Source organism: Thermobispora bispora DSM 43833 (assembly GCF_000092645.1).
Classification (GTDB): Bacteria; Actinomycetota; Actinomycetes; order Streptosporangiales; family Streptosporangiaceae; genus Thermobispora; species Thermobispora bispora.
Genome location: NC_014165.1, coordinates 1,434,767 through 1,447,381 on the forward strand (window position 1 = coordinate 1,434,767; position 12,615 = coordinate 1,447,381).

Annotated in this window: 12 protein-coding genes; 3 read left to right on the forward strand and 9 right to left on the reverse strand. The window is 71.7% G+C overall.

Annotation, left to right across the window (positions count from 1 at the left end; translation table 11 throughout):
• Nucleotides 1-365: 365 nt before the first annotated feature.
• Nucleotides 366-1,790, reverse strand: coding sequence for a type I glutamate--ammonia ligase (gene glnA / locus TBIS_RS06320; RefSeq protein WP_013131514.1), 1,425 nt, complete (start codon nucleotides 1,788-1,790; stop codon nucleotides 366-368).
• A gap of 165 nt (nucleotides 1,791-1,955) precedes the next feature.
• On the opposite strand from glnA, the gene TBIS_RS06325 reads away from it, so the two are divergent.
• Nucleotides 1,956-2,414: an RDD family protein gene (locus TBIS_RS06325; RefSeq protein WP_013131515.1), complete on the forward strand. Its 459-nt coding sequence runs from the start codon at nucleotides 1,956-1,958 to the stop codon at nucleotides 2,412-2,414.
• 36 nt (nucleotides 2,415-2,450) lie between these two features.
• Here TBIS_RS06325 and TBIS_RS06330 read toward each other — a convergent pair whose 3' ends face one another.
• The 8 genes from TBIS_RS06330 to TBIS_RS06365 all read right to left on the reverse strand — a co-directional run bounded on the left by TBIS_RS06330 (nucleotide 2,451) and on the right by TBIS_RS06365 (nucleotide 11,157).
• On the reverse strand, nucleotides 2,451-3,239 hold the full coding sequence (locus tag TBIS_RS06330) for a class I SAM-dependent methyltransferase (RefSeq protein WP_013131516.1): 789 nt from the start codon (nucleotides 3,237-3,239) through the stop codon (nucleotides 2,451-2,453).
• 1 nt (nucleotide 3,240) lies between these two features.
• Nucleotides 3,241-3,927, reverse strand: coding sequence for a DUF4191 domain-containing protein (locus TBIS_RS06335; protein WP_013131517.1), 687 nt, complete (start codon nucleotides 3,925-3,927; stop codon nucleotides 3,241-3,243).
• A 29-nt stretch (nucleotides 3,928-3,956) separates the two neighbouring features.
• The gene (gene lipA, locus TBIS_RS06340; protein WP_013131518.1) at nucleotides 3,957-4,883 is read right to left on the reverse strand and encodes a lipoyl synthase; all 927 of its coding nucleotides are present in this window, start codon (nucleotides 4,881-4,883) and stop codon (nucleotides 3,957-3,959) included.
• Between the two features lie 12 nt (nucleotides 4,884-4,895).
• Nucleotides 4,896-5,561, reverse strand: a complete 666-nt coding sequence (lipB, locus tag TBIS_RS06345; protein ID WP_013131519.1) for a lipoyl(octanoyl) transferase LipB — start codon at nucleotides 5,559-5,561, stop codon at nucleotides 4,896-4,898.
• On the reverse strand, nucleotides 5,558-6,304 hold the full coding sequence (locus TBIS_RS06350) for a Type 1 glutamine amidotransferase-like domain-containing protein (protein ID WP_013131520.1): 747 nt from the start codon (nucleotides 6,302-6,304) through the stop codon (nucleotides 5,558-5,560). The genes lipB and TBIS_RS06350 overlap by 4 nt, the downstream gene beginning before the upstream one ends.
• Nucleotides 6,305-6,550: 246 nt before the next feature.
• A complete protein-coding gene (gene sucB, locus TBIS_RS06355) occupies nucleotides 6,551-8,026 on the reverse strand; it encodes a 2-oxoglutarate dehydrogenase, E2 component, dihydrolipoamide succinyltransferase (RefSeq protein ID WP_013131521.1) in 1,476 nt (491 codons plus the stop codon).
• A gap of 31 nt (nucleotides 8,027-8,057) precedes the next feature.
• On the reverse strand, nucleotides 8,058-9,437 hold the full coding sequence (gene lpdA / locus TBIS_RS06360) for a dihydrolipoyl dehydrogenase (protein WP_013131522.1): 1,380 nt from the start codon (nucleotides 9,435-9,437) through the stop codon (nucleotides 8,058-8,060).
• A 160-nt stretch (nucleotides 9,438-9,597) separates the two neighbouring features.
• Entirely contained in the window at nucleotides 9,598-11,157 is a 1,560-nt protein-coding gene (locus TBIS_RS06365; RefSeq protein ID WP_083785228.1) for a leucyl aminopeptidase, read from the reverse strand.
• An 84-nt stretch (nucleotides 11,158-11,241) separates the two neighbouring features.
• Here TBIS_RS06365 and TBIS_RS06370 point away from each other — a divergent pair, with 84 nt between their 5' ends.
• Entirely contained in the window at nucleotides 11,242-11,640 is a 399-nt protein-coding gene (locus TBIS_RS06370; RefSeq protein WP_013131524.1) for a GntR family transcriptional regulator, read from the forward strand.
• Entirely contained in the window at nucleotides 11,586-12,590 is a 1,005-nt protein-coding gene (locus TBIS_RS06375; RefSeq protein ID WP_013131525.1) for a DUF1648 domain-containing protein, read from the forward strand. Before TBIS_RS06370 ends, TBIS_RS06375 begins: the two co-directional genes overlap by 55 nt.
• Nucleotides 12,591-12,615 lie beyond the last annotated feature (25 nt).

Consider the following 12,615-nt stretch of genomic DNA (forward strand, 5'->3'; position numbering starts at 1 on the left):
CTTCTTGCAGTTACCGAACTTCAGCGCCGCGGGGTCGCTGGAGACACACCCCTCCCATGCCGCCGAGCGAAGACCGAGCCAGAAAGGCTGCCGACCTGGCGCTCGGTGCGGCGGGGTAGACCAGGCCGCCCTGGGCGGTCGCGGCCCGCCCGGCGGGCGCGGGGGCGAGCCCCTCCTCGAACGGCGGCAGCAGGTGCCGGGCCACCGCGCCGGACGGCCGCGGGGGAGCGGCGGTACGCGGGCCGCAGGCGACGGCACCGGGGCGAAAAAGGGGACCGCCGGCCGCGGAGACCGCGGCCGGCGGCGGGTTAGCCATCCCCGATGCGTCCCGGGCGCGGAGACCGCGTCCGGGACGGGTCATCGGATCAGACGTCGAAGTACAGCTCGAACTCGTGCGGGTGCGGACGCAGCCGGATCGGGTCGATCTCGTTCGCCCGCTTGTAGGAGATCCAGGTCTCGATCAGGTCCGGGGTGAAGACACCGCCCTCGAGCAGGTAGTCGTGGTCCTCCTCGAGGTTCTTCAGCACCTCGTCGAGCGAGCCCGGAACCTGCGGGATGTTGCGCGCCTCCTCCGGCGGCAGCTCGTACAGGTCCTTGTCGATCGGCTCCGGCGGCTCGATCTTGTTGCGGATGCCGTCCAGGCCCGCCATGAGCATCGCGGCGAACGCGAAGTACGGGTTGCAGGACGGGTCCGGCACCCGGAACTCGATCCGCTTGGCCTTCGGGTTCGAGCCGGTGATCGGGATCCGCACGCACGCGGACCGGTTGCGCTGGGAGTAGACCAGGTTGACCGGCGCCTCGTAGCCCGGCACCAGACGGTGGTAGGAGTTCACCGTCGGGTTGGTGAAGGCGAGCAGCGAGGGGGCGTGCTTGAGCAGGCCGCCGATGTAGTACCGCGCGGTGTCGGAGAGCTGCGCGTAGCCGACCTCGTCGTAGAAGAGCGGCTCGCCGTCCTTCCAGAGCGACTGGTGGCAGTGCATGCCCGAGCCGTTGTCCCCGAAGATCGGCTTCGGCATGAACGTCACCGTGTGCCCGCGCCGGATGGCCGCGTTCTTGATGATGTACTTGTACGTCATCAGGTTGTCGGCCGTCTTGAGCAGCGTGCCGAACCTGAAGTCGATCTCGGCCTGCCCGGCGGTGCCGACCTCGTGGTGCTGCATCTCGACCTCGATGCCCGCGTCGATCAGCAGCCGCACCATCTCGGAGCGCAGGTCGGTGAAGTGGTCCATCGGCGGGACCGGGAAGTAGCCGCCCTTGTACCGCGGCTTGTAACCGAGGTTGCCGCCCTCGGAGGCCTTACCGGTGTTCCACGCGCCCTCGATGGAGTCGATGAAGTAGTAGCCGGCGTTCTGCTTGGTCTCGAACCGGACGTCGTCGAAGATGTAGAACTCCGCCTCAGGGCCGAAGTACACCGTGTCGGCGATGCCCGTGCCCTTGAGGTACGCCTCCGCCTTACGCGCGACGTTGCGGGGGTCACGCGTGTACGGCTCGCGGGTGAGGGGGTCGTGGACGAAGAAGTAGATCGCCAGCGTCTTGTGCTGGCGGAACGGGTCGATGAAGGCCGTGGACGGGTCGGGCAGCAGCAGCATGTCCGACTCGTGGATGGCCTGGAAGCCGCGGATCGACGACCCGTCGAACATCAGGCCTTCCTCGAAGATGTGCGGGCCGAAGTTCTCCACCGGGAAGGTGAAGTGGTGCGACGTCCCCGGCAGGTCCGTGAACCGGACGTCGATGAACTGCACCCCTTCGTCCCGGATGAACTTGAGGACGTCGTCGGCGGAGTTGAACACGCTGGAACCTCCCAGGGGATGGCTTGCGAATTCGACGGTAGGCGGAGGCCGTTTCCCAGCCGTGTCCCGTTTGTTTCGCGAACGTTAAGCCAGAAGGCTCCGTGTTACAGCGGTATGCCGGGCCGCGGTGCGGGACCGCCGGCGCCCGCGGCTACGCTGAAGGCCATGAGCGACCGGCAGCCGCGATGGACACAGACCTGGATCTACGGGGCCCGGGCCCACCTCGACCTCGGCTACCCAGGTGAGCGCCTGGGCCTGCCCGAGGAGGGGAGCGGCGCGGTCGCCGGATGGGGCCGCAGGCTCGCCGCCGTGCTGCTCGACTGGCTGCTGTGCACGTGGGCGATCGCGGGCGGGCTGCTTCAGCTCGAGCGGACCGACGCCGGCCTGATCGGGCTCGGCGTGTTCGCGCTCGAGAACATCGTGCTCGTCGGCACGCTCGGCATGACCCTCGGGATGCGGATCTTCCGGATCCGGGTGGCCGCCCTCAACGGCGGCCGGCCCTCCTTCGGGGCCGTGGTGCTGCGCACCCTGCTGCTCTGCCTCGCCGTACCGGCGCTCATCCTGGACCGGGACCGCCGGGGCCTGCACGACCGTGCGGCCCGGACCGTCGTCGTCAACCTCTGACCGGGCCCGCGGGAACCTCTGACCGGGCCCGCGGGCTCACGGCCGCAGGCACTGGAAGATCGCGGTGCCCGGGATGAGGCGGCCGCGGAGCGGGCTCCACCCGCCCCAGATCCGCTCGTGGCCGTCCGGCCACTCCGGCTCGATCAGCCCGGTGAGCACCAGGCCCGCGGACACGATCAACCCCACCCAGTCGCCCATGGTCCGGTGGTGCTCCGCGTACGTGGGCACCCCGTCGGCGGAGCACTCGACGTAGGGCGTGCGGTCGAAGTACGAGCGGTCCGCGGTGAGGCCGCGCGGGCCGGGGTCGTCGGGGAACGCCCACCGGATCGGGTGGCTCACCGAGAACACGAAGCGGCCGCCCGGCTTGAGCACCCGGCGCACCTCGCGGAGCACGGCACCGGCGTCCGCGACGAACGGCAGCGCGCCGTAGGCCGAGCACGCCAGGTCGAAGGACTCGTCGCGGAACGGCAGGAACTCCGCGTCGCCCTGGACCACCGGCAGCCGCGCACCGGTGGCGAGGTCGATGCGCCGGGAGTGCTGGAGCTGGCGGTACGACAGGTCGACGCCGACCACCGTGGCGCCCTGGCCGGTGAGCCACCGGCCGCACTGCCCGGCCCCGCACCCCACCTCGAGGACGCGCCGGCCCGCGACGTCCCCGAGCAGGCGGGCCTCCGCCTCGTCGAGGCCCTCCGGGCACCAGATGAAGCCGGCGTCGCGGAGGAACTCGCCGTGCTCGCGCTGGTAGTCGTCGGCCGCACCGTCCCACCAGGCGCGGTTCGCGCGCGCGGTCTCGGCGCGGGTGATCGGCCGCCGCATCACCCGCATGTCAGCGCATCCGGCCCCGCGGGAGCTTGGCGCCGCGCGGCAGCCGTACGCCCTTGGGCAGCGGGCCCTTGGGGATCGGGACGGTGGGCGCGAGCGCCCGCATCCGGTTGTTGACCTCGTAGACGGCCGCCTTCTTCAGGTTGCGGGGGAGCTTCATCAGCTGCCGCTGGAGCTTCTCGAGCGGCACCTGGCCCTCGGCGTCGCCGCACTGGATGTCGTAGATCGGCACGTCCAGGGCGACGCGCTGCACCCGCTTCTTCTCAGCGGCGAGCATCCGCGCCACCCGGTGCGGCGGTCCCTCGGAGACGAGGATCACCCCGGGGTGCCCGACGACGCGGAACACCACGTCCTGGTCACGGTTGACCGCGACGGGCCGCTCCTCGACGTACCACCGTCCCCGCAGGCTCTGCAGCACGGCGTAGGTGGCGCCGGGCTGCCCGCGGAGCAGCTTGTACTGCGCCGACTGGGCGAACCGCCCGAAGACCACCATGCCGACCGCGATGGCGACGAAGACGCCGGTCAGGATCCATACCCAGCTGAAGATCACGCCCAGGATCACGAAGAGCGCCAGGGTGCCGAGCATCGAGGCGAAGACGATCGGCATGCCCTTGGGGTTGACCCGCTGGATGATCTGGGCGACCAGCTTGAGCTGCTGGATGCGTCCTGGTGTCGCAGCGTCTTTCGCCATGGTGTGAAGGATACAAACGTGTGGTCGGGTTACGGTACGCGGGTCGCGATCGCCTGCTGGTAGAGCCGGCCGGCGCGGTACGACGACCGGACCAACGGCCCGGACATCACCCCGGCGAAGCCCAGCTCCTCGGCCTCCTGCTTGAGCTCGACGAACTCCTCGGGCTTCACCCAGCGGGCCACCGGATGGTGCCGCGGGCTCGGCCGCAGGTACTGGGTGATCGTCACCAGGTCGCAGCCGGCGGCGCGCAGGTCCCGCAGCGCCTGGCTGATCTCCTCGCGCTCCTCGCCCATGCCGAGGATCAGGTTCGACTTCGTGACCAGCCCGGCCTCCTTGGCCATGCTGATCACCTGGAGCGAGCGCTCGTACCGGAACGCGGGCCGGATCCGCTTGAAGATCCGCGGCACGGTCTCGATGTTGTGCGCGAAGACCTCGGGCCGGGCGGAGAAGACCTCCTCGAGCAGCTCCCGGCGCCCGTTGAAGTCCGGCACCAGCAGCTCGACGCCGCAGCCCGGCACCAGCGCGTGGATCTGCCGCGCGGTCTCCGCGTACAGCCAGGCGCCGCCGTCGGGCAGGTCGTCGCGGGCGACACCGGTCACCGTGGCGTACCGCAGGCCCATGGCGCGGACCGACTCGGCGACGCGCCGGGGCTCGTCCTGGTCGTACTCGGCGGGCTTGCCGGTGTCGATCTGGCAGAAGTCACACCGCCGGGTGCACTGATCGCCGCCGATGAGGAAGGTGGCCTCGCGGTCCTCCCAGCACTCGGAGATGTTCGGGCAGCCGGCCTCCTGGCAGACCGTGTGCAGACCGGCGTCGCGGACCAGGTTCTTGATCTCGTTGTAGTTCGGGCCGTTGCGCAGCCGCGTCTTGATCCACGGCGGCTTCTTCTCGATGGGGGTCTGGCTGTTCCGGACCTCCACCCGAAGGAGCTTGCGGCCTTCCGGGGTTACCGTCACGGCTCCAGCTTATTACGTGACTAAATCCTCCTCGTAAAGGTCGTACGGCTCGGCGCCGAGCGCCTCGGCGAGCCGCTTGGCCGCGAACGGGATGACCTCCTCGACGGTGATCCGCCGGCCGGTCTCCGCGGAGAGGGAGGTGACCCCGGCGTCCCCGTCCTCGGCCATGGTGATCCGGTTGTACCAGCTCAGGTCGTTGACGCAGTTGAGCGCGAACCCGTGCATGGTGACGCCCCGGGAGACCCGGATGCCGATCGTGCCGAGCCGGCGGTCGGGCAGGCCGTGGGCCGGGTCGCCGGGGACCCAGACCCCGCCGCGCCCCTCGATCCGGTGCGCCGCGAGCCCGAAATCGGCGCAGACCTGGATGAGGACGTCCTCCAGCCGGCGGATGTAGGCGGTGATGTCGTCGATCCGGATGATCGGATAGGCGACGAGCTGGCCGGGGCCGTGCCAGGTGATCTTCCCGCCCCGGTCGACGTCGATCACCGGGGTGCCGTCGGTGGGCCGCTCGTGCGGCAGCGTGCGCTTCCCGGCCGTGTAGACGGGTGCGTGCTCCAGCATGAGGCACACATCCGTGATCTCGCCGGCCACCCGGCGGCGGTGCAATGACCGCTGCAGGCTCCAGGCCTGCTCGTAGGGAACGTCGACGCCCATACGGACGATCGCCAACCGGTTCACGGCTCCAGGGTAGACGTGAGGAGCCGGGGCTCGATACGGAACTCCTTCACTCCCTCGCCCTCGCGCTCGATCCGGTAGGCGTACCCGTTCGGGTCCACGGAGACCGCCTGGATGAACTCGGTCCCCACGTAGTGGAGCGCCACGCCCTCGTCGGCCGCGTACCCGCCGGGCAGCTCACCGGAGGCCACCGACGCGTGGAGCAGCGGCCGGCGCTGCGGCTCGGAGTTGTAGTGCACCCCGCAGGAGTAGGGGAGCAGGCCGAGCCCGTCGGCCCAGACCCGGAGCGTGGGGCCGAACGAGTCCGTGTTGCCGCCGACGTGCCAGCACAGGGCACCGGCGCTCTGCCCGGAGAGCACGACGCCCTCCCGCCACGCCTCGGCGAAGGCCTCGTCGAGCCCGTGCAGCCGCCAGAGCGCCATGAGGTTCGCCACGCTGCCGCCGCACACGTAGATGGCGTCCTGCTCCAGGATCCACTCCCGGGGGTCGTCGACGTTCGGCATGGGGAAGAGGGCGAGGTGGCTCACCTCCACGTCCCACCGGCCGAAGGCGGTGTACATCTTCAGCAGCCAGTCCGAGTCGTCCCCCACGGCGGTGGCGACCAGGCCGAGCTTCGGCCGGTCCTGGCCGGTGAGGTCGAGCACGTAGCGGAGGAGCGCGGTCGGCTCCACCACCCCGTGCCGCTTCGACGGGCGGAAGGAGCCGCCCCCGATGGCGACGATGTGAGACTGCCCGATTCGGCTCATCGCGTTCTCCCGTATCCGATGCCAAGGCCACTCAGCGTACGGCCGGCCGGGCCCGGGCGGGGGGAGTTCCGGCGACCCGCCGGGTCGTGTCCCGGACGCCGGATCCCCGGGGCACCCCGGGACGCCCGACCCCGGAGCATCCAGGGCGCCGGATCCCCGGAGCGCCCCGGGCACCGGGCCCGGAGACGGCGGAGGCCGCCCCGCCGGCGGCGGGACGGCCTCCCGGGAGCCTTCCGGGTGCGCGGCTCAGAGGCCGAGCTGCCCCTCGAAGCGGCCCTCTTCGAGCCGGCGCTTGATCGTGGTGAGGAAGCGCGCGGCGTCGGCGCCGTCGACCAGCCGGTGGTCGTAGGTGAGCGACAGGTAGACCATCGAGCGGATGGCGATGACCTCGCCGTCCGGCGAGTCCACCACCACCGGGCGCTTGACCACCACGCCGGTGCCGAGCATGCCGACCTGCGGCTTGTTGAGGATCGGCGTGTCGAACAGCGCGCCGCGGCTGCCGGTGTTGGTGATCGTGAACGTGCCGCCGGTGAGCTCGTCGGGCGTGATCCGGTTGGTCCGGGTGCGCTCGGCGAGGTCGGCGATCTTCCGGGCGAGGCCGGCGAGGTTGAGGTCGCCCGCGTTCTTGATCACCGGGACGATGAGACCGCGCTCGGTGTCGACCGCGATGCCGAGGTTCTCGACGTCGTGGTACGTCACCTCGTTGGTCTCGTCGTTGATGACCGCGTTGAGCTTCGGGTGGATCTTGAGTGCCTCGACGGCGGCGAGCGCGAAGAACGGCAGGAAGGTGAGCTTCACGCCCTCCCGCGCCTCGAACGCGGCCTTGGCCCGCTCGCGGAGCTTGGCGATGCGGGTGACGTCGACCTCGACCACCGTGGTGAGCTGCGCGGAGGTCTGCAGCGACTCCATCATGCGGTCGGCGATCACCTTGCGCAGCCGCGACATCTTCTCGGTCTTGCCGCGCAGGGTCGTGTCGACCTGCACCGGCTCGGGGGCCGGGGCCACGGGGGCCTGCGCGGGCGCCTGGGCCGGGGCGGCCTGCGCGGCCTCGCGCTGCAGCCGCTCGCGCTCCTCACGCTGCTTCCGCGCGGCCTCGAGCACGTCCTGCTTGCGGATGCGGCCGCCGACACCGGTACCGGTCAGCTTGGTGAGGTCGACCCCGTGCTCGGCGGCGAGCTTGCGCACGAGCGGGGTGACGTACGGCGTCTCACCGGCCGGCTGCGTGGTGGGCGCGCCGGTCGCCGTGGGCGGGGCCTGCGGCGCCTGAGCAGCGGGCGCGGGAGCCGGGGCCGGCGCGGGCGCGGGAGCCGGCGGCGGCGTGGGCGGAGCGGGAGGCGGCGTGGGCGCGGCGGGCGCCGGCTGCGGGATCGACGAGACGGGCTGCGGCGGCGGTGCCGGGGCCGGAGCGGGCTCCGGCGCCGGAGCCGGGGCGGGCGCGGCCTCGGGGGCGGCGGTCGCCGCCTCGGTGGCGGCCGCACCCGGGCCCGCCGGGTCGATCACGGCGAGCTCGGTGCCGACCTCGACCGTCTCGTCCTCCCGGACGAGGATCTTGGTCAGGTAGCCGGAGGCCGGCGAAGGAATCTCGGTGTCGACCTTGTCGGTCGATACCTCGAGGAGCGGCTCGTCGGCTTCGACGCGATCGCCTTCCTTCTTCAGCCAGCGGGTTACGGTGCCCTCGGTCACGCTCTCGCCGAGCTGGGGCATTGTTACGGAGACCGGCATGGTTGCTCTTCTCTCGCGATATCAGAGGGCTTCAGTTGTGGACGTGCAGCGGCTTGCCGGCCAGGGCCAGCATCGCCTCGCCGAGGGCCTCGGACTGGGTCGGGTGCGGGTGGATGAGCTGGGCCACGTCGCCCGGCGTCGCCTCCCAGTTGTAGATGAGCTGGGCCTCGGCGATGAGCTCGCCGACCCGGCTGCCGACCATGTGGATGCCGAGGACCCGGCCGTCGCGCTCGGCGACGACCTTGACCTCGCCCTGGGTCTGCAGGATCTTGCTCCGGCCGTTGCCGGCCAGGTTGTAGCTGAGCTCGACCACGTCGTAGCCGCGCTCGCGGGCGGCGGCCGAGGTGAGCCCCACCGACGCGACCTCGGGGTCGGAGTAGGTGATGCGCGGCACCCCGTCGTAGTCGATCGGAACCGGGTTCAGGCCCGCGATGTGCTCGGCGACCAGGATGCCCTCGGCGAAGCCGACGTGCGCGAGCTGCAGGGTGGGGATGAGGTCGCCCACCGCGTAGATGCCCGGCACGTTGGTCTGGCAGTACTCGTTGACGAGCACGTACCCGCGGTCCATGGCGATGCCCGCCTCCTCGTAGCCGAGGCCGGCGGAGACCGGGCCGCGTCCCACCGCCACGAGCAGCAGCTCGGCGTCGAGGGTGCGGCCGTTCTCCAGGGTGACCACGACCCCGGTGTCGGTGGTCTTGACGCTCTCGAACCGGGTTCCCAGCTCGTACTTGATGCCGCGGCGGCGGAACGCGCGCTCCAGCAGCGCGGAGCTGGACGCGTCCTCGAGCGGGAGCAGGTGGGGGAGCGCCTCGACGATGGTGACCTCGGCGCCGAACGACCGCCAGATGCTGGCGAACTCGACGCCGATCACGCCGCCGCCGAGGATGACGACCGACGAGGGGACGCGGTCGAGCACGAGCGCGTGGTCGCTCGTGATGATCTTCTCGCCGTCGATCTCGAGGCCGGGCAGCGACTTCGGGGCCGAGCCGGTCGCGAGCACGACGTACCGGCCCTCGTAGACCCGGTCGCCGACCACGACGCGGCCGGGGCCGGCGAGACGGCCCTCACCCTCGACGAACGTGATCTTCTTGGCCTTGATCAGGCCGGAGAGACCCTTCCAGAGCCCGGTGATGACCTTGTCCTTGTAGGCCTGGACGGCGGGGACGTCGATGCCCTCGAAGGTCGCGCGCACCCCGAACGACGCGCTCTCCCGGGCCTGGTCCGCGATCTCCGCGGCGTGCAGGAGCGCCTTCGTCGGGATGCAGCCCCGGTGCAGGCAGGTGCCTCCGACCTTGTCCTTCTCGATCAGGGCCACGTTCATGCCGAGCTCGGCCGCCCGCAGCGCGCAGGCGTAACCACCGCTTCCGCCACCTAGGACGACGATGTCGAAGGGGCCGCTGCCATCAGCCACTGAAAGCTCCTCGCATATTTCGCGCCACCGGTTGGACCCGGAAGCATCTTTTCACTTGTCACTGAAGATCGTGGTCCGGTCCTCGCGCGCCGGCCGTCATTTCCGGCCGCGGTCGACGTGGCGCTCCGGCTGCGCCGACCGGAACCCGTGTGTTTTCGGGTTAAACAGCGCCGGCGGACGCGCCGTTCCCCGCGTACCGCTCGGCGAGGCCGATGAGCGTGCGGGTGATCGCGCCGGTACCGCCCTTGGGCGTGTACCCGTACGGCTCGCCCTTGTTGAACGCGGGGCCGGCCATGTCGACGTGCGCCCAGCGCACTCCCTCGGGGACGAACTCCCGCAGGAAGATGCCGGCGGCGAGCATGCTGCCCCACCGCTCGGGCTGCAGGTTGGCGATGTCGGCGACCGGGGAGTCGAGGCCCTTGCGCAGCTCCTCGGGGAGGGGCATGCCCCAGGCGGCCTCGCCCTGCCGGGCGGCGACCTCCACGACCTCGTCGCGGAGCGCATCGTCGTTGGCCATCACGCCGGCGGTCCGCCAGCCCAGGGCGACGATCTGCGCGCCGGTGAGCGTGGCGACGTCCACGATGAGGTCCGGGCCGTCCTCCGCGGCCCGGGCGATGCCGTCGACCAGCACCAGCCGGCCCTCGGCGTCGGTGTCGACGACCTCGACGGTCTTGCCGCTGTAGGTGCGGAGGATGTCGGACGGGCGCTGCGCCGTGCCCGACGGCATGTTCTCGGCGAGGCAGAGGTAGCCGATCGCGTTGATCGGCAGCCGCAGCCGGCTGATCGCGATCATCGCGCCGAGGACGGCTCCCGCGCCTCCCATGTCCGACTTCATCCAGTTCATCGAGGAGGTCGGCTTGAGCGAGAGCCCACCGGAGTCGAAGGTGATGCCCTTGCCGACGAAGGCGATGGTCCGCGCGGCGTCGGGGTGGTGGTAGGCGAGGCGGACCAGGCGGGGCGGGTTGGCGGAGCCCTGGCCGACGCCGATGATGCCGCCGTAGCCGCCCTCCTTGAGCGCGACCTCGTCGAGCACCTCAACGGAAAGGCCCGCCGCTTCACCCTTCTCCTGAGCGATCTCGGCGAAGCGGGCGGGCCAGAGGTCGGACGGCGGTGTGTTCACCAGGTCGCGGACGAGGTTCACCGACTCGGCCACGGTCACCGCGCGCCGTACCGCCTCATCGGCCTCTGAGGAGCCGGAGAGGATGACGAGCTCGCCGACGGGCGGCTTGCGGTCGCCGTTCGTCCGGTACTTGGAGAAGTCGTACGCGCCGAGCAGCCCGCCGAGCGCGATCGCCTCCACCTGTTCGGCGGTGGCGGCGGGCAGGGCGATCGCCGCGTCCGCGGTGCCGGCGAGGGATCGGGCGGCGACCCCGGCGGCGCGGCGCAGGGTCTCCAGGTCGTAGTCCCCCTCCGGCCGGTCGCCGAGCCCGACGGCGACGAGGACGGGGGCGGGCAGGGCACCGAAGGTCGGGATCTTGGTGAGCTCTCCGGCCTTTCCGGTGAATCCCACTGCGCCGAGCGTTTCGGCGAGCCGGCCGCCCAGGGCCTGATCGAGGCCTTCTGCGCCGGGCGCCGCCTGTAGGCCGTCCGGCGTGGTGTGGACGCCGACTATGAGGGCAGCGGTCTGCACGGAGACCGCGTCGGAGGCATTGACACGCACGGTGGTCACGTGTGTCGATGCTAGCTGTGCTCTCCGTCGAGCGCATAAACGGGGGGTCATCCCACGATTGGTCGTGCCGATGGTGCTAATGACGTTGTCATCATCTACGCCATGTCTCTAGATGGTGCTAATGTCAATAGCACCATGTTGATCAGCCTCGACCTGAACGATCCCCGCCCGCTGCACGTCCAGCTCTCGGCGGCCATCAGGCGGGCGATCGCGGACGGGAGTCTCGGCCCGGGGGACCGGCTGCCCCCGGCGCGGGACATCGCGGACGCCCTCGGCGTCAACGTCAACACCGTGCTGCGGTCGCTGCGCGAGCTGCGCGACGAGGGCCTGCTGGAGTTCCGCCGCGGACGGGGCGTCACGGTCGTGCGGCGGCCCGACGCCCGGGAGTCCCTCGCGCCCAGGGTGGTGGAGCTGCTCGAGGAGGCGGCACGGTACGGCCTCCGCTCCGACGATGTGATCGACCTGATCAAGGAAGTGGCATGCACCCTCCGTCCTCGGCCGAACGTGCGTTCCGCAGACGGTTCCTGCTGCTGACGGGCGTCTGGGCCGTGCTGGTGACCGCGGCCTTGGCCGTCCCCCCGCTCGTCCTGCGGGACCGGCTGCCCGACCCCGTGGCCATGCACTGGGGCCTGTCGGGCCGCCCCGACCGGGCGTACCCGTACCCCGTCCTCTTCGTCTTCCCCTTGGTGTGGGCGGTCGTGTCCGGCGGCATCCTCGCCGCCGCGGCCCGGGGGCGCGCACCCCTCCGGCGCTTCCGCCGGGTGTGGCTGACCGCCGGGCTCGCCTGGAACGCGGCCTGGCTGCTCGGCACGGAGGTCCTGGTGATCGGCGCCAACCTCGGCCGGGCGGCCTGGACCGACGCCGCCCCGATGACCTGGCAGGTGGTCGCCATGCTCGCCGTCTCCGCCGCGGTGGGCGGGCTCGGCTGGCTCGCCGGGTGGCCCGGCCCGGACGTCCGGCCGGCCGCCGCACCGCCGCCCCCGGCCATGGCCCTCGCCCCGAGGGAGCGCCCGGTGTGGGTCTCCACCGTGTCCGCCCGCTGGTTGCTCGCGCTCTCACTCGTGCTCTTCGCGGCGGCGCTCTCGCTCGCCCTCGCCGCGCTGCTCGGCCGGCCGGGCCCGCTGTGGGGGCCGGCCGCGCTGCTCGCCATCGTGGCGGTGGCCGGGCTCACGCTCTCGTCCGTGGCGGTCCGGGTCACCCGCGACGGGCTCACCATCGCGTTCGGCCCGCTGCGGTGGCCGGTGCGCCGGGTGCCGCTCCACCGGATCGAGCGCGCGTGGACGGATGAGCGCAGCCCGGCGGAGGTGGGCGGCTGGGGCTACCGCGGGCTCCCCGGCTCGGCGACGATCATGCTCAGGGGAGGGGAGTGCCTGGTCATCCGCTACACCACCGGCGGCGAGCTCGCGATCAGCGTCGATGACGCCGCCACCGGTGCCGCGCTGCTCAACGCGTACGTGTCCGCCGCCCGCCCGTCCGGTGGGTGATCGGCCGGCCGGTCCCGGGCCCGCG